The sequence below is a fragment of the Nocardioides sp. Soil796 genome, from assembly GCF_001429525.1.
Taxonomy (GTDB): Bacteria; Actinomycetota; Actinomycetes; order Propionibacteriales; family Nocardioidaceae; genus Nocardioides.
In genome coordinates, this window is sequence record NZ_LMSQ01000017.1 from 624702 (window position 1) to 650281 (window position 25580).

The following is a 25580-nucleotide window of genomic DNA, read 5'->3' on the forward strand; positions in this document are numbered from 1 at the left end:
GTAGGGTCGGTCACATGTCAGTTGCACCGGTCCCGGTCCGCATCATGCGTCTCGACCAGGACCTTCCCTTACCGTCCTACGCCCACGACGGCGACGCCGGCGCCGACCTGATGACCACCGTCGAGGTGACCCTGGCGCCGGGGGAGCGGGCGATGGTCCCGACCGGGATCGCGCTCGCCCTGCCCGACGGGTACGTCGGACTGGTCCATCCCCGTTCCGGTCTCGCGGCGCGCCACGGCCTCTCGATCGTGAACGCCCCCGGCACCATCGACGCGGGCTATCGAGGCGAGGTCAAGGTGATGCTGATCAATCTCGACCCCCACGAGGCCGTCACGCTGCGCCGTGGCGACCGCATCGCCCAGCTGGTGCTGCAGCGCTTCGAGCGCGCCGACTTCATCGAGTCGGAGACGCTCGATGACACGGCGCGTGGAGCGGGGGGCTACGGTTCCACGGGTGGTTTCGCCACCGCAGACGCACAGAGGAGTGCCCAGTGAAGTTCGGACGCAAGTCCCGCACGACCGAGGAGTCGCCCGCAGCCGAGGAGAAGGCTGCGGAGTCGGGCACCGAGGTCGGAGCGGACGTCGACGAGAAGTCTGACGCGACCGCTGACGAGAACGCGGACGCCACGGCCGACGCGGAGACCCCTGACCCGGCGGGCGCGCCGCGTGACATCAGTGAGGTCGACGTCGAGAACGACGGGGTCGACCGCATCGACCTCGGCGGCATGCTGGTCGCCCCCGCGGAGGGCCTCGAGCTCCGGCTCCAGGTCGAGGAGGCCTCGGGCGAGGTCCAGAGCGTGCTGATCGCCGGGCCCACCGGCGCCGTCGAGGTGCGGGCCTTCGCGGCTCCGCGCAACGGCGACCTGTGGACCGACGTACGCCGCCAGATCGCCTCCGAGACCGCGCGTCAGGGCGGCACCGCCACCGAGCAGGAAGGCCCGCACGGCACCGAGCTGGTGTGCCGGCGCAGCGTCCGCGCCTCCGACGGCACCACCAGCCAGCAGCCCTCGCGGGTCGTGGGCTTCAACGGGCCCCGCTGGTTCCTCCGCGCGACGTATCTCGGCACCCCGGCGGTCAACGGCCAGCTGGCGGGCGCGTGGGAGGCCGCCGTGGCCTCGCTCGTCGTACGCCGCGGTGACGGGCCGATGGCTCCGGGTGACCAACTGCCGATCGTGGTGCCTCCGCAGGCACGCCGGGTCGGTTGAGTCAGTAGCCTGTTCCCATGGCCGAAGGCAAGGAGCGCAGCCGACTCCGGCGCGCGATCAGCAGCTGGGCGAACAGCACGGACCAGCACGCCCGTGACCTGCGTGAGAGCGTCGCCACGTCCGGCCTGACCACGATCGAGAACGCGCCGGACCGCGAGCGGATCCGGCTCACCGGCACCCTGCGCACGGTCACCCTGCGACCCCGTGGCGGAGTCCCCGCCCTCGAGGCCGAGCTGTACGACGGCACCGGCGTGATCACGCTCGTCTGGCTGGGCCGTCGCCGGATCACCGGCATCGACCCCGGCCGATCCGTCACCGTCGAGGGTCGCATCGGACTCCAGGAGCGCACCCGCGTCATGTACAACCCGCGATACGAACTGGCACCGTGAACGACAGCCAGCCCGCAGCGCCGGAGGGCCAGGCCTCCCGGCCCACGACCGAGACCGTCGAGGCGCTGGTGCGCAGGCAACTGTCGACCGCCCTCGGTGGCCGACGCGGCATGGTCGAGGCCGCCGTGCCCACGATCCTGTTCACGGCCGTGTTCCTCTCCACGAAGAACCTCCAGCTCGCGCTGGGGGTGAGTGTCGGTGCGGCACTGGTCGCGCTGGTGGTGCGCCTGGTGCAGCGCTCCTCGATCCAGTTCGTGGTCAACGCCCTGGTCGGGATCGGCATCGGCGCCCTCTTCGCGTTGCGTGCGGCGCGGGCCGGCGGCGACGCGAACGACCAGGCGCTGGCCTACTTCCTGCCGGGCCTGCTCTACAACGCCGGCTACGCCGTCGTGCTCTCCCTGTCGTGCCTGACCCGCTGGCCCCTGATGGGGTTCATGGTCGGCAGCGTGACCGGTGATCCGACGGCCTGGCGCCAGGACCCCCAGATCGTCAAGCTCTGCAGCCGCCTCACCTGGGTGCTCGTCGCGCCGTGCATCCTGCGCGTCGTCGTCCAGTCGCCGTTCTACCTGGCCGGACGCAGCGGGTCGATGGACAAGGACGCCGCGATCGCGGCCCTCGGCATCGCCAAGATCGCGATGGGCTGGCCGCTCCAGCTGGCCGCCCTGGCGCTGATGGTGTGGCTGCTGGCCCGCAACGCAACGCCGATGCGGGAGCCCCAGCCCGACCCGTCGTGAGTTTCGCTCGACCCGTCGTGAGTTTTTCTACGCGCCTTGAACTGGCGACGGGTCGACTTGAACTGGCGACAGGTCAACCGGAACTGGCGACGGGTCAGTCGGGGCGGGGGACCAGCATCCGCTCGAGCCGCTCCTCGACCTCCGCGGAGACCACGAACAGCAGCTCGTCACCGGCCTCGAGCGGCTGCTCGGCGTCGGGCGTGTAGACCTGACCGTCGCGCAGGATCGAGACGAGGGCGCAGTTCTCGGGCCACGGGATGAGGCCGGTCGGCTCGCCGACGTACGGCGACTCCTCGGGCAGGGTCATCTCGACGAGGTTGGCGTTGCCCCGGCGGAAGGTGAACAGGCGCACGAGGTCGCCCACCGACACGGCTTCCTCGACGAGGGCCGACATGATGCGCGGGGTCGACACGTTGACGTCGACGCCCCACGCCTCGGTGAACAGCCACTCGTTGTTGGGGTGGTTGACCCGGCCGACGGTGCGGGGGACCCCGAACTCGGTCTTGGCCAGCAGCGAGGTGACCAGGTTGGCCTTGTCGTCACCGGTCGCCGCGATCACCACGTCGCAGTGCTGCAGGCGGGCCTCCTCGAGCGAGCTCAGCTCACACGAGTCGGCGAGCAGCCACTCGGCGTCGGGGACGCTCTCGGGCTTGATCGATCCGGCGTTCTTGTCGATCAACAGCACCTCGTGGCCGTTGTCGATGAGCTCCCGGGCGATGGAGCGGCCGACTGCGCCGGCTCCGGCGATGGCAACACGCATCAGTTCTTGTCCTCCGGGCCGGATTCGATCACGGTGTACGCCGCGGCGGCGTTCTCCTCGCGGATCACCACGTGGAGGAGGTCGCCCTCCTGGAGAACGGTGTCCTTGTTGGGCAGCATGCCCTCGCCGAGCCGGTCGATCCAGGCGATCCGGACCCGCGCCTGCTCCTGCAGGTCGATGGTGCGGTGGCCGATCCAGGGCTCGCTGACCGGCAGCTGGTCGACGCGGATAGTCCCCGACGGGTCGCGGAAGTCGGGCTCGGCGCCGGCCGGGAGGATGCGTCGCAGCACCTGGTCGGCGGTCCACTTCACGGTGGCGACCGTGGTGATGCCGAGGCGCTGGTAGACCTCGGCGCGGCCGGGGTCGTAGATGCGGGCGACGACCTGCTGGATGCCGAAGCTCTCACGGGCCACACGCGCGGCGATGATGTTGGAGTTGTCACCACTGGAGACCGCGGCGAACGCGTCGGCCCGGGCGATGCCGGCCTTCGCAAGCACCGCCTGGTCGAAGCCGTAGCCGGTGACCTTGTCGCCGTTGAACGATGGTCCGAGGCGTCGGAACGCATCGGGGTTGTTGTCGATGATGGACACGGTGTGGTTGCGGTCCTCGAGGCTGCGGGCAAGCGTGGAGCCCACCCGGCCACAACCCATGATCACGACATGCACAGCGCAGACGCTACCGCAGCGAGGGCCGCGTGGTGCGGCGGTGCGTCATGTGGCCCCGGATGGGGCTAGCCTGTTCGCTCGTGGGTGTCGGTGACGTTTCCAAACGGATCCTGCTGGGCCGCAAGCTCCGCAGCTCGCAGTTGGGTGAGACCCTGCTGCCCAAGCGTGTTGCCCTGCCCGTGTTCGCCAGCGACGCGTTGTCGTCGGTGGCCTACGCGCCGGACGAGATCTTCATCATGCTCTCGCTGGCCGGCGCCACGGCGTACACGTGGTCATGGAAGATCGGGCTGGCCGTCGCCCTGGTGATGATCGCCGTGGTCGCGTCGTACCGGCAGACCGTGCACGCCTACCCCAGTGGTGGCGGCGACTACGAGGTCGCCACCGAGAACCTCGGCCGCAACGCCGGGGTGACCGTCGCGGCCGCGCTGCTGGTCGACTACGTGCTCACCGTGGCGGTGTCGATCTCGTCCGGCGCGCAGTACGCCGCCTCGGCGTTCCCTGTGCTGTCGGGCCACGAGGCCACGGCGGCCGTGGTGCTCGTCGTGATCCTCACCGCGCTGAACCTGCGCGGCATCCGCGAGTCGGGCACGTTGTTCGCGATCCCGACGTACGCCTTCATGCTGGCCATCCTCGGCATGTGTGCCTACGGCCTGCTCCGCTTCGTCATCGGCGACCTCCCGCAGGTGGAGAGTGCCGACCTGCGGATCACCGAGTCCTCGGGCTACGAGGGTCAGCTGACCACGGTGGCGCTGGTGTTCCTGCTGGCTCGGGCGTTCTCCTCCGGTTGTGCGGCGCTGACCGGTGTCGAGGCGATCTCCAACGGCGTGCCCGCGTTCCGCAGGCCGAAGTCGCAGAACGCGGCGACGACGCTGCTGTTGCTGGGCATGATCGCGATCACGATGATGCTCAGCGTGATCCTGCTGGCCCGCGAGATGGGGCTGAAGTACGTCGACCCGCACGACCTCGACCGGCTCTCCACCGCCGACGGCAAGGCCCTGCCGGCCGACTACGACCAGCACACCGTGATCGCCCAGATCGCCCGCGCCGTCTTCGACAACTTCTCACCGGGCTTCTACTTCGTGGTGACGATGACCGGCATCGTGCTGGTGCTCGCCGCCAACACGGCGTTCAACGGCTTCCCGGTGCTGGGCTCTATCCTCGCCCGCGACGGGCTCGCCCCCCGGGCCCTCGGCTCCCGCGGCGACCGGCTGGCCTACAGCAACGGCATCGTGTTCCTGGCCGTCGTGGCGATGATCCTGATCTGGGCCTTCGACGCTCAGGTGACCCGGCTGATCCAGCTCTACATCGTGGGCGTCTTCGTGTCGTTCACGCTGAGCCAGCTCGGCATGATCCGGCACTGGACCCGCCACCTGTTGACCGAGACCGACGCCGCCGCGCGGCGCAAGATGCAGCAGTCGCGGATCATCAACACCATCGGCCTGGCGATGACCGGCGCCGTGCTCGTCGTCGTGCTGATCACCAAGTTCCTGCAGGGTGCCTGGATCACGATCCTGGCGATGATCGTCTTCTTCATCCTGATGAAGGCGATCCGCAAGCACTACGACCTGGTCGAGGAGGAGCTCGCCGCCGACGACCAGGACAAGATCCTGCCGACCCGGGTGCACGCGATCGTGCTGGCCTCGAAGCTGCACAAGCCGACCCTGCGGGCGCTGGCCTTCGCCAAGGCGACCCGGCCCAACGTCCTCGAGGCGGTCTACGTCGGCACCGACACCAAGGCGACCGACAAGCTCCTCGCCGAGTGGGACGAGCGCGGCATCGACGTACCCCTCAAGGTCCTCTACTCGCCGTACCGCGAGCTCGTGAAGCCGATCGTCGACTACGCCATCGAGATCCGGCGGGCCAACCCGCGCGGCGTCGTGGCCGTCTACATCCCCGAGTACGTCGTGGGCCGTTGGTGGGAGCAGCTGCTGCACAACCAGACGGCCCTGCGCCTCAAGGGTCGCCTGCTCTTCACGCCCGGCGTGATGGTGACGTCGGTGCCCTACCAGCTCCGCTCCTCGGTGGTGGCCCTCGAGCGTGAGCAGCGTGACCTGACCCGCACCAGGGCCGGCGACGTACGCCGGGGCGCGATCGGGTCCACGACGCGCAACCCGCGCGGCCCCCACAACGACCGACAGGACTAGCCATGTCTCCCCGCAACACACGAGCACGACAAGCCAAGGGCGCCTCGCACGTCGGTGAGCGGCACGAGGTGACCGTCGGGCCGATCGCCCACGGCGGCCACTGCGTCGCCCGCATCCCTGTCGCCGGGAGCACCGAGGGGGAGACCCGCGTCGTCTTCGTCCGCCACGCGTTGCCCGACGAGGTGGTGACCGTCGAGATCACCGAGGGCACCGAGGGCGACCGGTTCTGGCGCGGGGACGCCGTCTCCGTCGCGACGCCGTCCCCGAAGCGTGTGACACCACCGTGCCCCGTCGCCGGCCCGGGACTGTGCGGCGGCTGCGACTTCCAGCACGTCACGCCCGGTGAGCAGCGTGCGCTGAAGGCGCGGGTCGTGCAGGAGCAGTTCCGCCGGCTGGCCCACATGGAGGTCGACGTCGTCGTGGAGCAGGTGCCCGGCGACAAGGCCGGCCTGGAGTGGCGCACCCGCGTCGAGTACGCCGCCACGCCCGACGGACACAGGGGCATGCGCAAGCACCGTTCCCACGGCGTCGTGCCGATCGACACCTGCCTGATCGCCGCGCCCGGTGCGATCGACACGAGCGTCTCGGGCAGCGCGCCCGTGATCGAGTCCGTGCACGGACGCGAGTTCGCGGTGGCCGCCGACGGGTTCTGGCAGGTTCATCCCGGGGCTCCCGAGAAGCTGGTCGACACCGTGCTCGACTACCTCGACCCACAGCCCGGCGAGAAGGCGCTCGACCTCTACTCCGGCGTCGGGCTGTTCGCCCGGTTCCTCGCAGAGCGGGTGGGGGAGGGCGGCCGGGTCGTCGCCATCGAGGGCAACAAGCAGGCCTGCGGCCACGCGCGCGACAACCTCGCCGAGCACCGCAAGGCCGTCGTCGGGGTCGGCACGGTCGACCGCGTGCTGGCCACGACGTACGACGAGCCGTTCGACGTCGTCGTCCTCGACCCGCCACGTGAGGGCGCGCGTCGCAAGGTGGTCCTGCAGATCGTGGACAGGGCCCCGCGTGCGGTCGCCTACGTCGCCTGCGACCCGGCCTCACTGGCCCGTGACGCCGCGACGTTCGTCGAGGCCGGCTACCGCCTGGAGAAGCTGCGCGCCTTCGACCTCTTCCCGATGACGCACCACGTGGAGTGCGTCGCGCTGTTCGTCCGCTGAGTGGGCGTTTCTGCTGGATCTTCCACTTGACGTCATGTATCTTGACATCAAGAGACATTGCATTCGGCCTCGACGTCGTGGTTAGGCAACCCTTTCTTCCCAGGGGGTTGCGCACGGCGGCAAGATGGGCGCGAGTGAACCAAAGACTTCTGAGGAGATGTGGCTGATGGCCAGTCAGGACAGCTTCGGTGCCAAGAGCACCCTGGACGTGGACGGGAAGTCCTACGAGATCTTCCGCCTCGACGCGGTCACCGGTGACGGCCTGGACGTGGACTCGCTCCCGTTCAGCCTCAAGGTGCTGCTCGAGAACCTGCTTCGCACCGAGGACGGCGCGGACATCACTGCCGACGACATCAAGGCGCTCGCCGGCTGGGACGCGGACGCCGACCCGTCCAAGGAGATCCAGTTCACGCCGGCGCGCGTGATCATGCAGGACTTCACCGGCGTTCCCTGCGTCGTCGACCTCGCCACCATGCGTGAGGCGATGGCCGACCTCGGCGGAGACCCGTCGAAGATCAACCCGCTCGCGCCGGCCGAGATGGTCATCGACCACTCCGTCATCGCCGACGTCTTCGGCACCCCCGGTGCGTTCGAGAAGAACGTCGAGATCGAGTACGAGCGCAACCGCGAGCGCTACCAGTTCCTGCGCTGGGGCCAGGGCGCCTTCGACGACTTCAAGGTCGTCCCCCCGGGCACCGGCATCGTCCACCAGGTCAACATCGAGCACCTCGCCCGCGTCGCGTTCACGCGTGAGGTCGACGGCGTGCTGCAGGCCTACCCCGACACCTGCGTCGGCACCGACTCCCACACCACCATGGTCAACGGCATCGGCGTCGTCGGCTGGGGCGTCGGCGGCATCGAGGCCGAGGCGGCCATGCTCGGCCAGCCCGTCTCCATGCTGATCCCGCGCGTGGTCGGCTTCAAGCTCTCCGGCGAGCTGCCCGAGGGCACCACCGCCACCGACCTGGTGCTCACCATCACCGAGATGCTGCGCAAGCACGGCGTCGTCGGCAAGTTCGTGGAGTTCTACGGCGAGGGCGTTTCGGCGTTGCCGCTGGCCAACCGTGCCACGATCGGCAACATGAGCCCCGAGTTCGGCTCCACGATCGCGGTCTTCCCGATCGACGAGGAGACCGTCAACTACCTGCGCCTCACCGGCCGCACCGAGGAGCAGCTCGCGCTCGTCGAGGCCTACGCCAAGGAGCAGGGCCTCTGGCACGACCCGTCGGCCGAGCCGCGCTTCTCCGAGCGGCTCGAGCTCGACGTGTCGACGGTCGTCCCGTCGATCGCCGGCCCGAAGCGGCCCCAGGACCGCATCCAGGTCACCGACGCCAAGCAGTCGTTCCGTGCGTCGCTCGCCGACTACGTCGACGAGGACGAGAAGGGGTACGACGAGGCCTCGGCCGAGTCCTTCCCGGCCTCGGACGCCCCGGCGTACCACGGCACCAACGGCTCGGAGGCTCCCAGCAACCACCTCTCGGCCGCACCGAGGGACGGTGGCCGCCCGAGCGACCCGATCGACGTCACGCTGGCCGACGGCACGAAGTTCACCCTCGATCACGGTGCGGTCACCATCGCCGCCATCACGTCGTGCACGAACACGTCCAACCCGTCGGTGATGATCGGCGCGGCGCTGCTGGCCAAGAAGGCCGTCGAGAAGGGCCTGCAGCGCAAGCCGTGGGTCAAGACGACGCTGGCCCCCGGCTCGAAGGTGGTCTCCGACTACTACGAGAAGGCCGGCCTGACGCCGTACCTCGACAAGCTCGGCTTCAACCTCGTCGGCTACGGCTGCACCACCTGCATCGGCAACTCCGGTCCGCTGATCCCCGAGGTCTCCGCCGCGGTCAACGAGAACGACCTCTCGGTCGTCTCGGTGCTCTCGGGCAACCGCAACTTCGAGGGCCGGATCAACCCGGACATCAAGATGAACTACCTGGCGTCCCCGCCGCTGGTCGTGGCCTACGCCCTGGCCGGCTCGATGGACGTCGACCTGTTCACCGACCCGCTCGGCCAGGACGCCGACGGCAACGACGTGTTCCTCAAGGACATCTGGCCCTCGCCGTCCGAGGTCGAGGAGACCATCGCCAGTGCCCTGACCGCCGACATGTTCGACAGCTACGACGACGTGTTCGCCGGTGACGAGCGGTGGCGCTCGCTGCCCACCCCCGAGGGCAAGACCTTCGCGTGGGGCGAGGACAGCACCTACGTCCGCAAGGCGCCGTACTTCGACGGCATGCCCGACGAGCCGACCCCGGTCACCGACATCGAGGGTGCCCGCGTGCTGCTCAAGCTGGGCGACTCGGTCACCACCGACCACATCAGTCCGGCCGGTGCGATCAAGAAGGACTCGCCCGCGGGCAAGTACCTCGCCGAGCACGGCGTCGAGTCGCGTGACTTCAACTCCTACGGCTCGCGCCGAGGCAACCACGAGGTCATGATCCGCGGCACCTTCGCCAACATCCGCCTGCGCAACCAGATGGCCCCGGGCACCGAGGGTGGCTTCACCCGCGACCTGCTCGCCGACGGCACGCCGGTCACCACGGTGTTCGAGGCGTCGGAGAAGTACATCGCGGCAGGCGTCCCGCTGGTCGTCCTGGCCGGCAAGGAGTACGGCTCCGGCTCGTCGCGTGACTGGGCGGCCAAGGGCACCTCGCTGCTCGGTGTGAAGGCGGTCATCGCCGAGTCCTACGAGCGGATCCACCGCTCGAACCTGATCGGCATGGGCGTCATCCCGCTGCAGTACCCCGAGGGCCAGAACGCCGAGTCCCTGGGCCTGACCGGTGACGAGACGTTCGCGATCTCCGGCATCACCGCGCTCAACGACGGCAGCACGCCGAAGACTGTCAAGGTCAAGGCCGCCAAGGAAGACGGGCAGAGTGTCGAGTTCGACGCGGTGGTCCGCATCGACACCCCCGGTGAGGCGAACTACTACCGCAACGGCGGCATCATGCAGTACGTCCTGCGGAACCTGCTCAAGGCCTGACCTCTGACCCATCGACCCGTCGTGAGTTCGCCCCTACCGGGAAGAACTCACGACGGGTCGCTGCATTTGCTGTCGCTCAGGTCTTGCGCTGCATGCGGTGCGCGGCCTCGAGGGCGCGACGCAGTGCCTCGTCGTTTCCGTGCGCCAACGAGGCCTGCACCTTGTGGTGCGCCTCCATCGCGGGCGGCACGCCGAACGTCTCCGGGTGCGCGGCGGTCAGCTCCTCGCGCAATGCCGGCGCGCACCGGATGGTCAGGGTGGTCCGGTCCTCGAGTCGAGCCACGAGCCGGTTGTCGACGTACCACGCCGGTCGTGCCGCGGTGCCCTTGCGGCGGCACCGCGGCAGCGACTCGACGAACTCGGCGACGTCGTCGGCATCCATGTGGCCGACCGTACGCCGGGGAGGGGCTCCGTCGCTTGGCCGCATTTGCTCTCCCGACGAGTGGCCGCCCTCAGGGGAGCAGCAGCATCACGTCGCCGAACTCGTGCCAGAGGTAGCGGGGTGCGCCGGGAGCGGTGATCGCGGCGTAGCCCGCGTCGACGAGGGGTCGGCCGGCGACCGCCTCGAGCAGGTCGAGGTGGCTGGCCTCGGGCTCGTGCAACCCGCTGAGCAGTCCGTCGACCACGCGGGCAGGTCGCCGCGGCCCGAGCACGAGGTCGGTCCAGCCGTCGGTGGGCACCACCCGACCCGACGAACCCGCGGTCTCGAGCGCCCGGACGACGGTCGTGCCCACCGCGACGACGCGGCGCCCGACCGAGCGGGTGCTGTTCACCAGTCGCGCGGTCGCCTCGGGCACCACGAACCGCTCCGGCTGGGGCGGCTCGTGGGTCTCCTGGCTCGACACCCCGGTGTGCAGGACGATCGGCGCCACCGCGACTCCATGGGCCATCAGGCGCACCAGGAGCTCCGCGGTCAGAGGTCGACCCGCGCTCGGCATCTCGGCGCTCCCGGGCTGCTCGGCGTACGAGTTCTGCAGCATCGACAGCGGCCACGCGCCCTCGACGTAGGGGTAGCGGATCGGCCGACCCTGCTCCCACAGGTAGTCCACCCGGCCCACCGTGGGCGTGGGCACGGCGCGCCACAGACGCGACTGACCGTCGGGATGGGGTGCCACCAGCTGCAGCCGGATCCCGCCGGGCAGCTTCAACGTCTCGCCTGCGCAGACCAGATCGGGTCCGGACTGGTCCGGGCGTCGCACCTCGACCACCCACGTCCCGTCGTCGAGCTCGGTGGAGACGTGCAGCACGGCCTCATGGCCGCGACGCCGGAAGTCGACCGCGGCCGGGAGGGTGGCACTCGTGTTGACGACGAGGAGGTCGCCGGGGTGCAGCAGGTCCGGGAGGGCCCCGGCCTTCAGGTGTCGTACGCCGTCACGGGTGACCTCCGCCAGCCGTACGGCGTCGCGGGCCAGGCCACGCAGCTCCGGAGGTACGGCGGCCTCGTGGCTGCTCGGCACGTGGAAACGCTCGGTGGGCTGCGCGCTCATGCCGGCACCTCCACGGCGAGCTGGTGGCGGCCGCTGGGTGCATCCCCGAGGACCAGGCTCACCAGCCGCGGTGCCACGGAGTCGGGCAGGGGCCGGTCGCTGATGTCCTCGCCCGGGAACGCCGCCTGGTGCATGGCGGTGCGCATGTCTCCGGGATCGACGGCCAGCACGCGCAGGTCAGGTTCCTCGGCGGCCAGGATCCGGCTCGCGTGCTCGAGCCCGGCCTTCGCGCTCCCGTAGCCGCCCCAGCCCTCGTAGGCCTCGACGGCGGCGTCGGAGGTGATGTTCACGACCGTTCCACGGCGGGCGCGCAGGGTGGGGAGAAGCGCCCGGGTCAGGGCCAACGGTGCGACGAGGTTGACCTCCAGGATGCGGGAGAACGTGGCCTCCTCGAGGTCGGCGAACCGGGGGAGCGGGCTTGTGCCGAGGGTGCTGGCGTTGTTGACCAGCAGGTCGAGTCCACCGGCCGCCTCGACTGCCTCGACGAGGGAAGTGCGGTGGCGCGGGTCCGCCACGTCACCGGCCACGGCGACGTGTCCCGTGCCGGCCAGGGAGTGCGTGGCGGCCTCGAGTGCGGCGGCGTGCCGGGCGTCGAGGACCAGGGTCCAACCCTGTTCCGAGAGTTCCCGGGCCAGGGCGTGACCCAAGCCGAGTGAGGCTCCGGTGATGAGTGCGACAGGCATGGTGCTCGTGGTCTCCTTGATCGAGTTGATCGGACTCCACAAGCCTGCAAGTTGAAGTTAACTTGAAGTCAAGGCCTTGCCCGCTGCCTTCCGGTGGTCGGCATCGAGAAGCGTCGCCAGTCGGTCGACGAGGGCACCCAGCTCGAGCTCGCGGGCCACCTCGACCATGCGCGGAAGCATGCCCGGGGTGAGGGTCGCGGAACAGTTGGCCAGCGCCGCCAGTGCTGCGTCGTCCAGGCCGGCGAGTGCGGGGAGCGCTGCGGGCCAGGCGTCGTAGGAGTGCAGCGACGTGGCGAAGGCGTCGAGGCCGGCCTGGTCCAGGGCGGTGATCAGCGGGACCAGGCGGGCGCGGCTGGTCGGGGAGACCGACGCGATCAGGGTCACCGCGTCGTCGTACAGGCCGTCCTCGTCGGCGGCGCGGATCGCGTCGACCAGGCGTTGGTCGTCGATGCGACGGACCAGCTCGTCGAGGGCGATCGGGTCCTCGGCGAACAGGGCCACCTGCAGCAGGTCGCGCCCGGTCGCCGAGGCGATCACCTTGAGCGCGGTGTCGGGCTCGATCACCGACACGAACCGGCCCAGCGCGACATACTCCTTGCGCTCGACCAGGAGTCGGCCCACCTCGACGATGAGATCGGCCTCGATGCGGCTCAGGATCGGCTCGGCCCGCACAGGGTCCAGCGCGGTGCTCAGGTCCGCGAGGTAGGTGGTCTTCAGGCTGCCGGCCAGCTTGACTGCAAGGGCGGGGTCCATGACCGCGGCGACGCGGGCGCCGAGCAACGGCGAGAGCGCCATCTGCGCGATGCGGGCGCTGAGCTGGGGTGGCACCATCGAGGCCAGCTTGGCGATCCGGCGGAACCGCGGCTCGTGCTGCGCGAAGATCGCCTCGCCCAGCGACTGGCGAACGGTGCGGATGTCGTCCGCCGGGACGGGCGCCAGGATCGCGAGATCCGTGTCCGGTACGTCGAGTGCGTGCGCGAGCTTGATGATCTCCACGCGGTTGGCCAGCGATGTCATGCGTCGTCCTCCGGGAACAGCAGTGCCTTCGCCCGGCCACGCAGGGGACGTGGGACCGCGCCGAGGGTGGCCCGCAGGCCGGACTCGACCGCCTCGTGCTCGGCCGTGAAGGCAGCCGCCACCAGGGAATCCAGGTGCGTCACGTCCGCCTGGTTGCATACGCTGAGGCCGGCAATTCGTTCCGCGCTGATGCCGAGACGTTCGGCCAGTGCGGAGACATCGGTCGGTGCCATCGAGGTCCTCTCCTTCGCTGACGAGCCCGCTCACGGTACTCGGTGCGCGGACCGGAGTGCGGTAGGACGACCATTGGCAGGCCTGGAGTCCCTGGGAGAGACGCGTGGAGCAGATCGAGACCCGACCGGTGCAGCAGGCCGACCGCGACGCCGTACGCCGGGTGGCGGCGGCCGCCTTCGGTGACGAGGGGCCGGTGATCGCGGAGCTGATCGACCTGCTGCACGCCACCGGCAGGGTCGAGCACGAGCTGGTCGCCGAACCCGGAGGCGCTGTGGTGGGCCATGTGCTGCTGAGTCGCGGCTGGGTCGACGCCCCCGAGCGACTGGCCCCGGTGCTCGTGCTCGGCCCGCTGTCGGTCGACCCGACCGCGCAGCGTGCCGGTGTCGGCAGCGCTCTCGTGCACGCGGCATTGGCGCAGGCGCAGGCCGCGGGGGAAGCGGCTGTCTTCCTCGAGGGCGATCCGGGGTACTACGGCCGCCTCGGCTTCGAACCGGCCGGTGAGGCCGGCTTCGAGCGACCGTCCACACGCATCCCGGAGCCTGCCTTTCAGGTGGTGACCCTGGCCGCCTTCGAGCCGTGGATGAGCGGACGGTTGGTCTACTGCGACGCCTTCTGGGAGCTCGACTGTGTCGGGCTCCGAGGGGAGCACCTGGCCGACGTCGAGGCGGCACTGGGGATTGGCAGCCCGACGGACGGGTAGGTTGACGCCATGATCGTGGCGTTCAGCATCTCCCCGACGACCGGCGACGAGACGGGTGGCGTGGCCGAGGCCGTCGCCGCCGCCGTTCGCGTGGTCCGCGAGTCCGGCCTGCCCAACGAGACCAATGCGATGTTCACCAACATCGAGGGGGAGTGGTTACAACGTGACATGAGTGAGGTGGTCTCGTGCTCGTAGCGTTCAGCGTTGCGCCGAGCGGCTCCGGCCGCGAAGACGGATCCGTGAGCGACGCCGTGGCGGCAGCCGTGAAGGTCGTTCGCGAGTCCGGGCTCCCGAACCGAACCGACGCGATGTTTACGACGGTTGAGGGCGATTGGGATTCCTGCCTCGACGTCGTGAAGCGCGCAACCGAAGCCGTCGCGCCGTACGGCTCGCGAGTGTCGCTTGTGCTCAAGGCAGACATACGGCCGGGGTACGACGGCGAACTAGACGCGAAGTTGGAGCGGCTCGAAGCGGCCCTCGACGACTGACGCAACGGGCAACCGCCTCACGAAGAGGGCTCAGGATCCGGAAGCGTGCTTGCGAGATCGTCCTCTACGTCGAGGCCGAAGGATGCCGCGACGATTGCGACTTGCATCCCGACGCCGGAGCGGAGTTCGCCGAGAGCCTCGCCGAACCAGTAGTCATTCATGCGCCATTGGGCGTCCCGGAAGAGGTGCCGCTTCGCACCCTCCGGGCGCTCGATCGCGCCGACCCGCTGGAGGAAGCGGACGCAGTAGCGACGCATGATCCGGAGTGGTTCCGAAAGTTCGTCGGCGACGCGCCCAGCGCCGAGTACCTCCGTCAGGACTTCCCGGATCGCGAGCACCGAAGCGACACATTCTTCAGGAACTTCGTTCGTGTACGTCGAGAAGAGGACACGCCTCGTCTCAACGAATGCGATCACCCGACGGGCGACCTCAACGTCTGCCGTCCCCGGGTCCCACGAGACTCCGAAGATCGGGCAACTGAGGCCGTTGACACGGTTCACGATCTCGCGAAACTTCATGGTTGCGAGGTTGGCACGGTGTCGGCGATCGGCGCAGCGAAACGGCCGCAATGACTTTCGAGAGCATTCCCGCAGGTCACACCCAAAGCGTCTTACGTGGGGTCTTACGAACGGCTTCACAAGCGCCGAAGAGCGGCCTAGCGTCGGCGTCTCAGACACCAACGAAGGAGCCTCCACCATGACCAGCGCCATTCACTACCGCTTCGCCGAGATCCTCAACGAGGCTTACCCGGAGATTGCTGATACCGAGTTTGCGGACCTCGTAGACGCGTGCGTCGAGCGACACCTCTCGGCGTTCGCTGAGACCGTGTAAACGCCGCAAGCCCCCGCTCTCTTCTCGAAGAGGAGCGGGGGCTTTTTCGGTTTCAGACAAGCCACGCGACCGTGTCGCGTCGCGAAGTTGGAGCGCTTCGAAACAGACTTCGATTCTCCGGCGATCGAGTGAGGGCTCCGGTAGCGTCCGGGTCATCGAAGGTGAGTGCAGGTGCGGCGGCGCCGCGTCAGTTTCCTATTGCCCACTCCATGCCACAGTTCGAGCAACTGAGCACGGCGGTGCCTTCCTTGCGGGAGAGCCCGGTTGCAAGCATCGAGACGCCGCCAGTCATGAGCGCCGCCGTGGCCTTGCCGCCGCTAACGCCCTTCTTCTTGCGGACATCGCGGCGCGTGACGCCTCCCGCAGTCTGGCAGTGAGGGCAGACGATCTTGGACTGCTGCGCCGCCGCCGCCTTCTGTTGCTCTTTCGCGCGACAGGTCGCGTATCCGTTCGTTGCCCAGTAGTGAGACGAAGACTTCGACTTCCCGCAAACGCAAAGGTCTGGCATCGGTTCCCCTCCTTGTACTCGGTTGAGTACGACCGTCGTCAGGCTAAGCCCCCGTACCGGGCGGGACAGTGGAAACGGCAAAACTCCACGCGACGCCGGGCTTCGGCGCTCTCGACGGCTTCCGGCGCTTCGCAAGCGCCGAACGAGCATCGCGCGTTGCGGGTCTCGCCGTTTCGCCGTTGAGGCCCGGCCGTGGGCCCTATCGTGGCGAGACCGACGGCGCTAGGCCGTCGCAACGGGAGGAGACCCATCCATGACCGACAACGTCGAGGACTTTTGCACAATCTGCTTCGCGCACGTCAAGCCGAGCCAGTTGAAGAATCACGCCGACTGGCATGCGGGCCTACTTACAATGCCGGACGTGAAGAAGGAGATCCAGCGGATCAATAAGCGCAAGGCCAACGGCTTCTTCGGAGACTGACCCCGAACCTTGCCCCGCCAACCGAGGAGTGTCGAGGATTCGCGGACCTCGTAGACGAGGCCGTCGAGCGGCACCTCTAGGCGTTCGCTGAGACCGTGTAAACGCCGAAAGCCCCCGCCCTCTTCGAGAAGAGAACGGGGGCTACTTGGTCACGCACTCACAGAATGCCGCGCGTCAGTCCTGACCTTCCTCGTCGAGGCTAAGAACGCCGTTCCATCGGCGTGTCCACCGTCTTCCGGCGGCGTCTCGGAAGGACACAAGAACGCGGATCACCTCACCGTGTTCATGTGCTCCGAGGCGAGCCGTGTTTGCGATGTGGCTAGGTACCTCGCGCGTCAGCGGTTCGGAGTCAGGCGGCAACGTGTCGAGAGCATCGGTCCCGAGCCCTTCGGCGCCTTGCCTGAAGTGGAGGACTACGTCATAGACCGGGACAGACGACGCATTACGAAGGAAGTACGTCCACGTCGGTAACCGCCTGCCCTGCTTGATGAACGTCCCGCCGCTCACGGAGGTAACACTCCCCGGAACGGCCGGACGGTAGTCGAACACTGGGCACCAAGCGGCCACCAACTCCGCCTGAGCCTGTCGCCGGTCTTCTTCGCGATCCTCGTCGCGGCGAACTTCTATGTCGTGCGCTCGCTTCGCATAGTGACCCGCGTAGATCGCTGCAAGGACGGCGACAACGGTTGCTAGTGCCGTTATCCAAGCGGCCACAGTCTCGGAGGTGCTCGTCATGCTCTCAGTGTGGGGTTGTTAGGGCGGGGCCGACGTGTAAACGCAAGAAAGCCCGACCCCGGACCGAAGTCCAGAACCGGGGCTCTTCGTCGCTCAGACGCGCCAATCCTCGAAACCGTCGACCTCCCGCGCTTCGGGCGGCCTTCGGCCCTCCACACGGCGCACGCGCAGCGGCGGCCGATCCATCCCCCGGACCTTCGCGGCCATGACACGGGCGGCGTATTGCCGGGTCGCCTCTCGGACCTCCTCCGGCGTCATCGCCCGACCACCTCCGCAACATTCACGACCTTCGCGCGAGACGGCGTGAACATAGGCAACGGCTCCGAGATCGTCCCGTGCCAGTGGCCGCGAGGGCGGGCGAGGATGTCACGCTGAGCGCGCAGCGTCTCAACGTACGTGCGCCGACGACTCGGAGCAGTCGGAGCGGGCCTCGTGCGAGCGGCAGGGGCAGCAGCAGGCGCGGCCTCCTCCGCGAGGACATAGTTAGTTCCGTAGCGGACGACACGGCCAGCCGCGATCAACTCACGAACGGCCGCACCCGCCTCGTCGTATGACAGCCCGGCGCGAGTAGCGGTCCCGCCGAGTTTGCGACCGTACTTCGAACCTTCGAGGGCCGCGAGGACACGTGCAGCGGAATCAGTGAGGGTGTTCATGGTGCCTTCTTTCGGTTGGTTGGTCTCAGAGCCACTCAGGCGAGCGGGTGAGGTTGGTTCCTGCGGTGTGCGCGGCGGCGAGTTGCTTCGCACGGCCAAGCCGCCCGCCCGCCGAGCGGTTACAACGTCGGCACGAGACGACACAGCGGTCCGGGGAGGGCACGACGGCCCCGCCACTACCGACGGGGTCGAGGTGGTCGACATCGACGAGGGACTCATCCGGAAGGGCCACGCCGCACCAGTGACACCGGAGCGGGCCCGCCCGTTTCGCCCTGTAGATCACGGCCCGGCGTACGCGCTTCCATGCGGCGGTAGAGGTCCTACTCACAGGACCATGCCGGTGAACTTCGGGCCCTCGACCTCGACGGCCGTCGTCTTCGTCATCGCGGCCCAGAGCGCCAGAGACGCGGCCACCAGAGGCCCCGATGTGTCCGAGCGGATCCACCGGAATCCGGTCGAGTCCGTGCGCACCCGAGCGGCCCGGACTGCCTCGTTCATTGCCGGTTGGTCCCGGTGTCGGACAGTGCCGTTCACGGCGGCGTCGAGCATCATCGCGGCTCCGGCCTTCACGTCGCCGAAGCCAACCTCGACGACCTTCGCCTTCCGGATCCCGGCTGCCTTCAGGTCGAGCGACGTCACGGCCAGTTCGTCGAGGACGACCTTCGCCGTCGGTCGCGCCGTCAATTGCTCACGGAGCAACGGCGAAACCCATCCGGTGCCCGGCGCGGACTCCACGAGGGCGATAGACGGCATTCCGCCCTTCACGCGCCCTACAGCGACCACCGCCGCGCGGGAGCGGTCCGGGGCGACATCGACGCCGAAGAAGACGCGCTTGCCGTCGAGGAACTTCGCGCCGTCGACGAGCGCGGCCCACGCGTCGAGGTCGAACACGGACGCCGTAGCGCCGTACTCGACCCACACACCGAGCCGCTCGCGGACGAACGTTGCGAGATCCATCGCGGCAAACTCGTCGCGGACGGTGTCCTCAGCGAGACGGACGCCCATAGCCGGGTTTGCTCTCGCCCACGTCGCCGGATCGCCGGGCGGGGCGTCGGCGGGGGCCGCGTACTCGATCCACGCGAGGCGTACGTCTTCGCCGAGAAGTCCGGCGTCGCGGATTCTCGAGAAGACGGTTCCGTCGTCGAGCGGGCCGGGCGGTGTGCCAGTCAAGATCGTGAGGGGGTTCGGGGACGCGGAGATCGTCGGCAGCAGCGCGGCGAAGACGTCCTCTGGGAGGATCTGCGCCTCGTCGCAAACGAGGACGTCGGCGGAGAGCCCACGGCCTGATGCCTTCGAGCGGGCCACGAACGCGATACGTCCGCCCGTCGTGAACTCGACCGCTTCCTTGCCGTTCGTGCGGATGATCCGCCTCACGAGCGGGGAGACGTCCGGGTGTTCACAAAGGGCGAGGACCCGCTGAAGGTGAGCGAGCGACGTCGCCACGAGGTGCGCCGTGTGAATGACCCGGTAACCCGCCAGTGCGGCGGCGAGTTCGATCACTTCGAGGATCGCGCCCTTGCCGTTCTGACGCGGGACCGACAGCCCGACGCGGGGGGAGGTCCAGCGGCCGTCCGCCGACAGGCTCAGGGTGATCCGGACGGCGTCCGCTTGCCATTGGTCAGCGGTCAGGCCGACGGACGAAGCGAGTGAGATCGCATCGTCAGCGAGGGATAAATCCTCAGCGGCCGGGGCGTGACGCACGAGCGGCGATACGTTCACTGATGGTCTTCTCCTTCTTCGGGTCTGGCAGGTCGGCGAGTTCGTCGACGACCTGGAGATAGCGAGCGGTTAGCGCGGGGAGATCGCGCGCGCCGGTCGAGGTGATCGCGTCCGCGAGCAAGTCACGAAGCGCGGAGAGTTGTGCCCGGCGATCGGTGCCGGTCAGGTCGTCTAGGTGGGCCACGAGGGGGCACTCCTTCAGGGTCAGTTGTTGTTGCCCGGCGCTTGGGCTCTGAGCGTCACGGGGAGAGGGCTCAACGCCGGGGGTGAGACTGAGATCGGGTCGAGGGGGACCCCCCGCCCACCCCCTCGACGCACGAACGCTTCGCACGGACGCCGCGCGAGAGCACGACGAACGAACGAAGCGAACGAGCGAAGCGGGGCAGGCAGGGGCCTAGGGGCTCACCAGCCGTTGCCCAAGCGACCGAGCCGACGCAACTCGGCGAGGTTCCGCGTGTCCGCCTCGTCACGTCGGACCACGGCCGCCGCGATCTCCTCAGGGCTCGCGTCTGCCTCGACGTCGAGCAGGCGCCCGCGCGTGTCCCGTGCCGGGTTCCTCGGCGTCGGCCTCGACGACGGGGCGGGCCCGTCATTCGTCGGAGTTCCGATCCAGATCACGAGGTACCTCCATCGGCGAGCAGAGCCTCGACCTCCCGGCCAATGTCTGACCGCTTCCCGGTCAGCAACTCAGCGGCCAGCAGGCGCCGTGCATCTTCCGGCGCGATCGTGCCCGTACGCCGAGCGTCGCGAAGAAGCAGCACCCGCGACCAGTCGGCCGCCTCGACGTCATCCGTACCGAGCACGGCGACGGCCCGGGACCGGGCGAGATCCGCGACGGCGGAAGGGCCCGACAATTCAGCGAGCGTGTCGAGGTCGCGATCGTGTTGCCCGGCCGCGTACGTCGCGAGGGCAGCCGTAGCGGACCGACTATCCGCGCCCATCAGTTGCCGCCCATCAGCATCCGTGTCGGGTCAGTGCCGAATGCCTCATCGAGTGTGGCGAGTTCGGTCTCCTCGTCGGCGGACAGTTCGCCGTTCAGAGCCTTGAGGAACGTCAATTCCGATCGGCGTACGCGTTGCATCTCCTGCTGAAGCTCGGCCCTCTGCCGGTCGAAGTCCGTACTACCGGACATGTCCCGGAGGGCCTTCTCGCGGTCCGCGCTCATCGCCGGGGCCAGCGCGTCGGCGAACTTCTCGCCGAGGTCGGCCTGTTGGCGGGCCTCCATACGGGCGAGGATTCGGGACAGTTCGTTAGCGGTGCTCATCAGTTCATTCCTTTGGTTGAGGGGGACTCGTCGAGCGCGGCGCTCACGAGGTGAAGCAGGCGGGCGAGGTCGGCGGCCGCCTTCTCTTCGCGCGCCTTCGTCACCGCGCGAGAGCGCCTCTTACGGCAAGCGCCGGAGCAGATCTCGGCGTCGGTGCGGGTAGCGGTGAACGGCGCGCCGCAGACGGCGCATAGACGACTCATGACGGCCACGGGCGGGCCCTCCTTACGAAGACGTGACGGGACGGGATAGGGCATAGGAGGAGCCCCTGCCCGGCCGTGGGACTCCGGAGAGGCCACGGAAGAACAGGGGCCGGAACCACCCATGCACCCATGGGAAAGAGAAGCGGCCCGAGCCGCTCCCTCTCACTAACTAGGGGCGGTGCTCACCCGTTAGAAGCCCGGGCCGATATCGACGCCGTGAACCTCGATTACCCAGCGTCGAGGCTCGTCATCGCGCAGCGAGACCGCTCGGATCACGCCGCCGTGACGGGAGCCCTCGAAGGTGCCCATACCGGCGAGATCCTCCGTTGCGTCCGTCGCGCGGTCGAGGTACGGGAAGCGGTCCCGGTCTGCGGAGTCGCGGAGGTAGCGCGGCTTCCATGTGCCCTCAACGCCGTTGATAACAACGCGATACCCGTCACGCCGGGACCCGACCGGGACAGGCGCCGGGATGCGTTGCCGGTCACGCCGGACAGCGCGACGACACTCCGGCGAGCAATACCGGGCGCGATTACTCCTCGGCGTGAACGGCTTCCTGCATCGGTCACACGTCTTCACGCCGTCACTCCTTCAGGGATTAGGTAGGCAACGCCCCGTTTAGTCCGGCGCCGCGTGCGTAGGACGCCGTCGAGGAGGGCGTAGAAGTCGCGGCGCGACGGCATCGCGGCGACGATGTGCTCCGGTTCTTCCATGAGGCTTTCGCCGGGCTCGTAGGAGTTCTCTAGGTAGGTCAGGCATGCCGCGTGTAAGTCGTCGCCAGAGCGCCAGCCGCGCGCGGTGTCCGCGTCGAGGAGTATCACCTCTAGCCAGTCGGCGACCGAGGCGAAGGCGTTTACCTTTTGCCGTTCCCGAAGCGCTTTCATGCGCTCCGCGCCGGTCTGCGCGGCCTTCGGCCCTTCACGAACGGCCCCCGCCTTCGGCAACGGGGAAAGGGCCTTCACGTAGGCCCGGATGACGTCGGTGACGTACCCGGCGAAGAGTCCGCCACCGGAAGCGGCAGCGAGACAAAGATCCTGATACGCCTGTTCGGCGTCCGGGCGCTCCGGGAGGGCGCGGAGCGCGTCGGTAAGCGCGGCGGCGACGTCGACGAGGCTCACGGGCTCCGGAGTCTCGTCGGAGCCCGTAGGGCGCGTCAGGAGGGCCCTGCCGGAGCGGTACGCGTCGACGTCGTCGAGCCGGATCCGCGTTGCGAGGCGGGCCGGGCCGGGCAACGAGACGGCGAGCGGGGTGCCGTCGGAGTCGGCGCGGTAGTTGACCGGGCGCGCTGCCTTCGAGGTGCTCGCGCCGAGGCGGGCGCGGATGGTCGCGAGCCCGTCGGCGTTGAGGGTGATTGTCGGGGGCATGGTTGGCGGTCCTCTTTCGTTGGCGGTCGTTTTGGCGGTCGAAAGGTGAAGACCCGGCACGGACCGCCAAGAACGCGCCGGGTCTTCAGATCGGGGGAGGGGGCCATAGCGAGCGGAGTTGCTCACGGCCCGAGGGAGAAGTCCGCCTACCGGCCCGCCTTTGCTCGGTGCGGAAAGGTGCTCTACAGAGTGACGATGTAGAAAAACCGTCTTCCTCTGTTGTTTGTGTTCGAGAACCAAAACCTTGAGAGGTAATAGAGGAAGACGGGTTTTCTACACCCGTCACTCTGTAGAGCACCCTTTCGGCCTCTCCTCGGCGCTTCCTCGGCGAACGCCCGGCCGGGTGTAGAGGGTGTAGAAGTTGTAGGCAGTCCTCTATTACCCCTCAAGAAACCAAACCTTGAGAGGTAACAGAGAAACGCCTACATTCCTGCACCCTCTACACCTCAGGAACGCCGAAAGCCCCCGGCCAGTACGGCGCGGGGGCTTTCGAGGGGGCGTGTAAACGGTTTAGTCGGTCTGCCCGGTGAGGTAGTCGGCATCCGCTTCGACGCGGACCCGCTCCGGGTCCCACGCGCCGCGACGCCGAGCGGGCAGTACGTCCACACGGACGCCGAGCGCGGCCATGTGCTCGCGGCGCTCTTCGACCGTCCAGCCCTCCCATGCCTCGCCGTAGGCCGTGTGCGTGCGTCGGGTGGTGACGCGGTCTTCCGACGCCGTCAGGCGGTCCTTCTCGGCGCTCAGAGCGGCGATCCGCTCGAAGAGGGTCGGGAGATCCGCCGTCGCCGTCGAGGTCGTCTCAGCGGACGCCGCAGCGAGCGCCGTTTCGATCTCGGCGAGGGCCTCCGAGACGGAGACCTCGACGACACGCTCGACGACCTCCACGCCGGAGAACGATGCGAGGAATTGAGTCACGGCCTCCGCGTCGACCTTCTCGGCGTCGACGAGGACGTGAGAGCCCTCGCCGATCCCACGGCAGCCGTAGTACGCCGTACCCTTCCGGACGCGGCGAATCAGCGCCTCGCCACACGGGCAGAATGCGAGGCCATACAGCAGCGAGCGCGGGCCCTCTAGTCCGGCCTTCGTAGCAGCCGAGCGCGCCTCGTCGAGGGCCTCCGAGGTCACGAGAGCGCGGACGGCGTCAGCGGTTGCCGCGTCGACGAGCGGAGTCCACGCGATGACGGGCGAGCCGCTCTCGTCGACGACGGGGCGCCGGGAGCGAGACCCCTCGGCAACACGCTCGGTGAGGTATCCGGAGACGTGAAGCGCGCGGGCGATGTTGAGCACACTCGCGGGTTTCCATTCGCGGCCGGTCGCGGTCGGAACTCCCTCGGCGTTGAGCGTCCGAGCGAGGCGGTTCGCCGGGACCCCTTCGAGGAGATCAGAGAAGATACGACGGATCACGGCCGCTTCGTCCTCGTCGACGCGGAGCACCTTGCCGACGCCGTCCGGCGACGGCTCCGGGCGGTAGCCGTACGGGCGCGGCCCGCCTCCCCAACGACGCATCGAACGAAGGTACGCCTTCGTTGCGCGGGCCCGTTCGCCAGTCGTCGACGATTCGAGTTCGGCGAAGACTTGGATGATCTGGACCATGGCGCGGCCCATGGGAGAAGTTGTGTCGAGAGGCTCGGTCGCCGAGACGATCTCGATGCCTTCATCGAGGAGTTGGCCCATGTCGACCACGGAGCGCGCGACACGGTCGAGCCGCCAGCAGAGGACCGCATCGGCCTTGCCCGAGGCGATCGCGTCGCGGGCCTCGGTCAGCCCGGGACGGTTTAGCCGGGACTTCGTGGCGGAGACGTCCTCGTCTTCAGCGATGCCGACCAGCGCCCATCCGCGTGACTCGGCGGCCCGCTCGATGATCTGCCGTTGTTTCGCAAGCGAGGTCGAGTCATCCATCGCCCGCGAGATCCGCGCGTAGCCGATTACCCTCATGGTGTGAGTCCTTCCGTATGCGAGCCGTCCCTCATGTCACAGAGTAGCCACTCGGGGGAGTGGGACGAGGTGATGGCCGTGGTCAAGCGGGCCGTAGACGTCGTTGCCGAGGTGTCCCCGCGGGTCGGGCTGGTCCTCAAGGCCGACATTCGTCCCGGCTACGACGGCCAGCTCACCGCCAAGGTGGAGCGGGTCGAGCGGGCCCTGGCCGAGGGCCAGTGATGGCTGCCCGCCTGCTGCTGGCCGCGATCGTGGCCGTCCTGGTGGTCTTCGGCGCCGTCGCGGTCCCGTTGGTCGTGGCCGACGACTCCTCCGCGTCCGGTGACGACCTCGCCGGGGTGATGGGACCGCCGAACGGCGTCCACGACGAGGACTTCGAGGAGGAGTCCGCGAACCTCTCCGCGGTGAAGACGTTCAAGGCCAAGGGGCTGATCCACGAGACCGGCGAGATCGACTACGACGAGTCGCCGCCGATCGGTGGCCCCCACGACCAGGTCTGGCTCGAGTGCGGGGTCTACGACCGGGAGGTGCGTGAGGAGAACGCCGTGCACGCGCTCGAGCACGGCACGGTCTGGATCACCTACACGTCCGACCTCTCCGACGACGAGGTCGGCCAGCTCGAGGACGCGCTGCCTGACGAGGGCATCCTGTCGCCGTACGACGAGCAGGAGGCGGCCGTGGTGGTGACCGTCTGGAACGCCCAGCTGGCCCTCGACGGCGTCGACGACCCGCGGCTGGCCCTCTTCGTCGAGCAGTACGGCGACGGCAGCACGTCGCCCGAGCCGATGGCGAGCTGCCACGGCGGCGTCGAGAAGTTCGAGGACGACGGCACCGGCGCCTGATCGACGTGACGCATCCGACCGACTCAATCGTCCGGACTCGTTCGAACATGTGATCGAACAGGCGTAGTCTGGTCGCATGGCCGCACACGTTCCACCACCGGGTTGGCCGGCCCGGGTCCGGCCGCCCGATGCCCCACTCTGGGAGCGCAGCGCGGAGAACTGGCTGCTCGACATCTCCCCGCCCGAGTACCGCGGCTACCCGACGTTGCGCCGCCACATCGTCGTGCTCGCCCGCTTCGCCGTACTCCACGTCGCGGGAGCGCAGCTGGCCTGCGACAGGGGGCTGAGCGAGGCCCGGGCAGAACTTCGCGACGTCGCGGACGTCGACGTCGTCGAGGCCGCCATCGAGACCTGGCACCGTGAGTCCGCGCGACTGATGCGCCTGCGCCGTGAGGTGGCGCTCGTGGAGGACGCCCTGCGGGGCAGGCGGTTCGTGGCCCGCCTGTGACCGATCGCTGCGATG

At 68.8% G+C, this 25580-nt stretch carries 31 protein-coding genes; 15 read left to right on the forward strand and 16 right to left on the reverse strand.

Annotated elements, in window-relative coordinates; translation table 11 throughout:
- Positions 1 to 14: 14 nt before the first annotated feature.
- Genes dut through ASH02_RS10000 form a run of 4 tightly spaced genes read left to right on the forward strand, consistent with a single transcriptional unit; the run spans position 15 to position 2327 of the window.
- Complete coding sequence (gene dut, locus ASH02_RS09985; protein ID WP_057294657.1) at positions 15 to 494, forward strand: dUTP diphosphatase; 480 nt, start codon at positions 15 to 17, stop codon at positions 492 to 494.
- Positions 491 to 1204: a DUF3710 domain-containing protein gene (locus tag ASH02_RS09990; RefSeq protein WP_056677096.1), complete on the forward strand. Its 714-nt coding sequence runs from the start codon at positions 491 to 493 to the stop codon at positions 1202 to 1204. The genes dut and ASH02_RS09990 overlap by 4 nt, the downstream gene beginning before the upstream one ends.
- Positions 1205 to 1221: 17 nt before the next feature.
- On the forward strand, positions 1222 to 1593 hold the full coding sequence (locus ASH02_RS09995) for an OB-fold nucleic acid binding domain-containing protein (protein ID WP_056677098.1): 372 nt from the start codon (positions 1222 to 1224) through the stop codon (positions 1591 to 1593).
- Positions 1590 to 2327, forward strand: a complete 738-nt coding sequence (locus ASH02_RS10000) for a DUF3159 domain-containing protein (RefSeq protein WP_057294658.1) — start codon at positions 1590 to 1592, stop codon at positions 2325 to 2327. The genes ASH02_RS09995 and ASH02_RS10000 overlap by 4 nt, the downstream gene beginning before the upstream one ends.
- A 94-nt stretch (positions 2328 to 2421) precedes the next feature.
- Here ASH02_RS10000 and ASH02_RS10005 read toward each other — a convergent pair whose 3' ends face one another.
- Both ASH02_RS10005 and ASH02_RS10010 read right to left on the reverse strand, forming a co-directional pair.
- Positions 2422 to 3087 carry a potassium channel family protein gene (locus tag ASH02_RS10005; RefSeq protein WP_057294659.1) on the reverse strand — a complete coding sequence of 222 codons (666 nt, stop codon included), beginning with the start codon at positions 3085 to 3087 and terminating at the stop codon, positions 2422 to 2424.
- Complete coding sequence (locus ASH02_RS10010) at positions 3087 to 3752, reverse strand: potassium channel family protein (protein WP_056677104.1); 666 nt, start codon at positions 3750 to 3752, stop codon at positions 3087 to 3089. The genes ASH02_RS10005 and ASH02_RS10010 overlap by 1 nt, the downstream gene beginning before the upstream one ends.
- Positions 3753 to 3832: 80 nt before the next feature.
- Between ASH02_RS10010 and ASH02_RS10015 the strand changes: the two genes are divergently transcribed.
- The 3 genes from ASH02_RS10015 (at position 3833) to ASH02_RS10025 (ending at position 10036) form a co-directional block, all read left to right on the forward strand.
- A complete protein-coding gene (locus ASH02_RS10015) occupies positions 3833 to 5896 on the forward strand; it encodes an APC family permease (protein WP_442938213.1) in 2064 nt (687 codons plus the stop codon).
- Between the two features lie 2 nt (positions 5897 to 5898).
- Positions 5899 to 7053: a class I SAM-dependent RNA methyltransferase gene (locus tag ASH02_RS10020; RefSeq protein WP_057294660.1), complete on the forward strand. Its 1155-nt coding sequence runs from the start codon at positions 5899 to 5901 to the stop codon at positions 7051 to 7053.
- A 166-nt stretch (positions 7054 to 7219) separates the two neighbouring features.
- Positions 7220 to 10036 (forward strand): aconitate hydratase, encoded by a 2817-nt coding sequence (locus ASH02_RS10025; protein ID WP_056677110.1) that lies wholly within the window; start codon positions 7220 to 7222, stop codon positions 10034 to 10036.
- Positions 10037 to 10112: 76 nt separating this feature from the next.
- Here the strand turns inward: ASH02_RS10025 and ASH02_RS10030 are convergent, their stop codons facing one another.
- From ASH02_RS10030 to ASH02_RS10050, 5 genes are all read right to left on the reverse strand, one after another.
- Positions 10113 to 10418 (reverse strand): hypothetical protein, encoded by a 306-nt coding sequence (locus tag ASH02_RS10030; protein ID WP_056677112.1) that lies wholly within the window; start codon positions 10416 to 10418, stop codon positions 10113 to 10115.
- A gap of 70 nt (positions 10419 to 10488) precedes the next feature.
- Complete coding sequence (locus tag ASH02_RS10035) at positions 10489 to 11523, reverse strand: S-adenosylmethionine:tRNA ribosyltransferase-isomerase (RefSeq protein WP_057294661.1); 1035 nt, start codon at positions 11521 to 11523, stop codon at positions 10489 to 10491.
- The gene (locus ASH02_RS10040) at positions 11520 to 12206 is read right to left on the reverse strand and encodes an SDR family oxidoreductase (RefSeq protein ID WP_056679238.1); all 687 of its coding nucleotides are present in this window, start codon (positions 12204 to 12206) and stop codon (positions 11520 to 11522) included. The genes ASH02_RS10035 and ASH02_RS10040 overlap by 4 nt, the downstream gene beginning before the upstream one ends.
- 57 nt (positions 12207 to 12263) lie before the next feature.
- On the reverse strand, positions 12264 to 13223 hold the full coding sequence (locus ASH02_RS10045; RefSeq protein ID WP_057294662.1) for a hypothetical protein: 960 nt from the start codon (positions 13221 to 13223) through the stop codon (positions 12264 to 12266).
- A complete protein-coding gene (locus tag ASH02_RS10050; RefSeq protein ID WP_056677117.1) occupies positions 13220 to 13456 on the reverse strand; it encodes a hypothetical protein in 237 nt (78 codons plus the stop codon). The genes ASH02_RS10045 and ASH02_RS10050 overlap by 4 nt, the downstream gene beginning before the upstream one ends.
- 104 nt (positions 13457 to 13560) lie before the next feature.
- On the opposite strand from ASH02_RS10050, the gene ASH02_RS10055 reads away from it, so the two are divergent.
- From ASH02_RS10055 to ASH02_RS10065, 3 genes are read left to right on the forward strand one after another with little or no spacing between them, the layout of a single operon-like run.
- Positions 13561 to 14157 (forward strand): GNAT family N-acetyltransferase, encoded by a 597-nt coding sequence (locus ASH02_RS10055; protein ID WP_200959114.1) that lies wholly within the window; start codon positions 13561 to 13563, stop codon positions 14155 to 14157.
- A 9-nt stretch (positions 14158 to 14166) separates the two neighbouring features.
- Complete coding sequence (locus ASH02_RS10060) at positions 14167 to 14352, forward strand: thiamine-binding protein (RefSeq protein WP_057294663.1); 186 nt, start codon at positions 14167 to 14169, stop codon at positions 14350 to 14352.
- Positions 14343 to 14645: a thiamine-binding protein gene (locus ASH02_RS10065; protein WP_057294664.1), complete on the forward strand. Its 303-nt coding sequence runs from the start codon at positions 14343 to 14345 to the stop codon at positions 14643 to 14645. Before ASH02_RS10060 ends, ASH02_RS10065 begins: the two co-directional genes overlap by 10 nt.
- A 17-nt stretch (positions 14646 to 14662) precedes the next feature.
- On the opposite strand, the gene ASH02_RS10070 is transcribed toward ASH02_RS10065, so the two are convergent.
- The gene (locus ASH02_RS10070) at positions 14663 to 15163 is read right to left on the reverse strand and encodes a DUF6650 family protein (protein WP_057294665.1); all 501 of its coding nucleotides are present in this window, start codon (positions 15161 to 15163) and stop codon (positions 14663 to 14665) included.
- A 178-nt stretch (positions 15164 to 15341) separates the two neighbouring features.
- Here ASH02_RS10070 and ASH02_RS27275 point away from each other — a divergent pair, with 178 nt between their 5' ends.
- A complete protein-coding gene (locus ASH02_RS27275; RefSeq protein ID WP_268793377.1) occupies positions 15342 to 15476 on the forward strand; it encodes a hypothetical protein in 135 nt (44 codons plus the stop codon).
- 187 nt (positions 15477 to 15663) lie between these two features.
- On the opposite strand, the gene ASH02_RS26050 is transcribed toward ASH02_RS27275, so the two are convergent.
- A complete protein-coding gene (locus ASH02_RS26050) occupies positions 15664 to 15984 on the reverse strand; it encodes a hypothetical protein (RefSeq protein WP_156409743.1) in 321 nt (106 codons plus the stop codon).
- A 253-nt stretch (positions 15985 to 16237) separates the two neighbouring features.
- On the opposite strand from ASH02_RS26050, the gene ASH02_RS26055 reads away from it, so the two are divergent.
- Positions 16238 to 16405 carry a hypothetical protein gene (locus ASH02_RS26055; RefSeq protein ID WP_156409744.1) on the forward strand — a complete coding sequence of 56 codons (168 nt, stop codon included), beginning with the start codon at positions 16238 to 16240 and terminating at the stop codon, positions 16403 to 16405.
- 174 nt (positions 16406 to 16579) lie between these two features.
- On the opposite strand, the gene ASH02_RS26060 is transcribed toward ASH02_RS26055, so the two are convergent.
- The 7 genes from ASH02_RS26060 to ASH02_RS10110 all read right to left on the reverse strand — a co-directional run bounded on the left by ASH02_RS26060 (position 16580) and on the right by ASH02_RS10110 (position 24275).
- Positions 16580 to 17140 (reverse strand): hypothetical protein, encoded by a 561-nt coding sequence (locus tag ASH02_RS26060; RefSeq protein WP_156409745.1) that lies wholly within the window; start codon positions 17138 to 17140, stop codon positions 16580 to 16582.
- A gap of 977 nt (positions 17141 to 18117) precedes the next feature.
- The gene (locus ASH02_RS10075; RefSeq protein ID WP_327152812.1) at positions 18118 to 19167 is read right to left on the reverse strand and encodes a terminase TerL endonuclease subunit; all 1050 of its coding nucleotides are present in this window, start codon (positions 19165 to 19167) and stop codon (positions 18118 to 18120) included.
- Between the two features lie 304 nt (positions 19168 to 19471).
- The gene (locus ASH02_RS10080; RefSeq protein WP_057294667.1) at positions 19472 to 19696 is read right to left on the reverse strand and encodes a hypothetical protein; all 225 of its coding nucleotides are present in this window, start codon (positions 19694 to 19696) and stop codon (positions 19472 to 19474) included.
- Positions 19697 to 20452: 756 nt separating this feature from the next.
- Positions 20453 to 20776, reverse strand: coding sequence for a hypothetical protein (locus ASH02_RS10095; protein ID WP_057294670.1), 324 nt, complete (start codon positions 20774 to 20776; stop codon positions 20453 to 20455).
- Positions 20776 to 20988 (reverse strand): hypothetical protein, encoded by a 213-nt coding sequence (locus ASH02_RS10100; RefSeq protein WP_057294671.1) that lies wholly within the window; start codon positions 20986 to 20988, stop codon positions 20776 to 20778. The genes ASH02_RS10095 and ASH02_RS10100 overlap by 1 nt, the downstream gene beginning before the upstream one ends.
- A 563-nt stretch (positions 20989 to 21551) precedes the next feature.
- Positions 21552 to 22340: a hypothetical protein gene (locus ASH02_RS10105; RefSeq protein WP_057294672.1), complete on the reverse strand. Its 789-nt coding sequence runs from the start codon at positions 22338 to 22340 to the stop codon at positions 21552 to 21554.
- Between the two features lie 510 nt (positions 22341 to 22850).
- Positions 22851 to 24275 carry a recombinase family protein gene (locus ASH02_RS10110; protein WP_082620846.1) on the reverse strand — a complete coding sequence of 475 codons (1425 nt, stop codon included), beginning with the start codon at positions 24273 to 24275 and terminating at the stop codon, positions 22851 to 22853.
- A gap of 33 nt (positions 24276 to 24308) precedes the next feature.
- Between ASH02_RS10110 and ASH02_RS10115 the strand changes: the two genes are divergently transcribed.
- From ASH02_RS10115 to ASH02_RS10125, 3 genes are all read left to right on the forward strand, one after another.
- Positions 24309 to 24497: a thiamine-binding protein gene (locus tag ASH02_RS10115; protein WP_057294674.1), complete on the forward strand. Its 189-nt coding sequence runs from the start codon at positions 24309 to 24311 to the stop codon at positions 24495 to 24497.
- Positions 24497 to 25117, forward strand: a complete 621-nt coding sequence (locus ASH02_RS10120; protein WP_057294675.1) for a DUF3105 domain-containing protein — start codon at positions 24497 to 24499, stop codon at positions 25115 to 25117. Before ASH02_RS10115 ends, ASH02_RS10120 begins: the two co-directional genes overlap by 1 nt.
- A 76-nt stretch (positions 25118 to 25193) precedes the next feature.
- A complete protein-coding gene (locus tag ASH02_RS10125; protein WP_057294676.1) occupies positions 25194 to 25565 on the forward strand; it encodes a hypothetical protein in 372 nt (123 codons plus the stop codon).
- Positions 25566 to 25580: the final 15 nt, after the last annotated feature.

Excerpts from the sequence above, each read along its gene's own strand:
- dut (WP_057294657.1), top strand. The coding sequence starts at position 15 with ATGTCAGTTGCACCGGTCCCGGTCCGCATCATGCGTCTCGACCAGGAC.
- ASH02_RS09995 (WP_056677098.1), top strand. The coding sequence starts at position 1,222 with ATGGCCGAAGGCAAGGAGCGCAGCCGACTCCGGCGCGCGATCAGCAGC.
- ASH02_RS10005 (WP_057294659.1), bottom strand. The coding sequence starts at position 3,087 with ATGCGTGTTGCCATCGCCGGAGCCGGCGCAGTCGGCCGCTCCATCGCC.
- ASH02_RS10020 (WP_057294660.1), top strand. The coding sequence starts at position 5,899 with ATGTCTCCCCGCAACACACGAGCACGACAAGCCAAGGGCGCCTCGCAC.
- ASH02_RS10025 (WP_056677110.1), top strand. The coding sequence starts at position 7,220 with ATGGCCAGTCAGGACAGCTTCGGTGCCAAGAGCACCCTGGACGTGGAC.
- ASH02_RS10030 (WP_056677112.1), bottom strand. The coding sequence starts at position 10,418 with ATGGATGCCGACGACGTCGCCGAGTTCGTCGAGTCGCTGCCGCGGTGC.
- ASH02_RS10035 (WP_057294661.1), bottom strand. The coding sequence starts at position 11,523 with ATGAGCGCGCAGCCCACCGAGCGTTTCCACGTGCCGAGCAGCCACGAG.
- ASH02_RS10040 (WP_056679238.1), bottom strand. The coding sequence starts at position 12,206 with ATGCCTGTCGCACTCATCACCGGAGCCTCACTCGGCTTGGGTCACGCC.
- ASH02_RS10045 (WP_057294662.1), bottom strand. The coding sequence starts at position 13,223 with ATGACATCGCTGGCCAACCGCGTGGAGATCATCAAGCTCGCGCACGCA.
- ASH02_RS10050 (WP_056677117.1), bottom strand. The coding sequence starts at position 13,456 with ATGGCACCGACCGATGTCTCCGCACTGGCCGAACGTCTCGGCATCAGC.
- ASH02_RS10060 (WP_057294663.1), top strand. The coding sequence starts at position 14,167 with ATGATCGTGGCGTTCAGCATCTCCCCGACGACCGGCGACGAGACGGGT.
- ASH02_RS10070 (WP_057294665.1), bottom strand. The coding sequence starts at position 15,163 with ATGAAGTTTCGCGAGATCGTGAACCGTGTCAACGGCCTCAGTTGCCCG.
- ASH02_RS27275 (WP_268793377.1), top strand. The coding sequence starts at position 15,342 with ATGACCAGCGCCATTCACTACCGCTTCGCCGAGATCCTCAACGAGGCT.
- ASH02_RS26050 (WP_156409743.1), bottom strand. The coding sequence starts at position 15,984 with ATGCCAGACCTTTGCGTTTGCGGGAAGTCGAAGTCTTCGTCTCACTAC.
- ASH02_RS26055 (WP_156409744.1), top strand. The coding sequence starts at position 16,238 with ATGACCGACAACGTCGAGGACTTTTGCACAATCTGCTTCGCGCACGTC.
- ASH02_RS26060 (WP_156409745.1), bottom strand. The coding sequence starts at position 17,140 with ATGACGAGCACCTCCGAGACTGTGGCCGCTTGGATAACGGCACTAGCA.
- ASH02_RS10095 (WP_057294670.1), bottom strand. The coding sequence starts at position 20,776 with ATGAGCACCGCTAACGAACTGTCCCGAATCCTCGCCCGTATGGAGGCC.
- ASH02_RS10105 (WP_057294672.1), bottom strand. The coding sequence starts at position 22,340 with ATGCCCCCGACAATCACCCTCAACGCCGACGGGCTCGCGACCATCCGC.
- ASH02_RS10110 (WP_082620846.1), bottom strand. The coding sequence starts at position 24,275 with ATGAGGGTAATCGGCTACGCGCGGATCTCGCGGGCGATGGATGACTCG.
- ASH02_RS10115 (WP_057294674.1), top strand. The coding sequence starts at position 24,309 with ATGTCACAGAGTAGCCACTCGGGGGAGTGGGACGAGGTGATGGCCGTG.
- ASH02_RS10120 (WP_057294675.1), top strand. The coding sequence starts at position 24,497 with ATGGCTGCCCGCCTGCTGCTGGCCGCGATCGTGGCCGTCCTGGTGGTC.
- ASH02_RS10125 (WP_057294676.1), top strand. The coding sequence starts at position 25,194 with ATGGCCGCACACGTTCCACCACCGGGTTGGCCGGCCCGGGTCCGGCCG.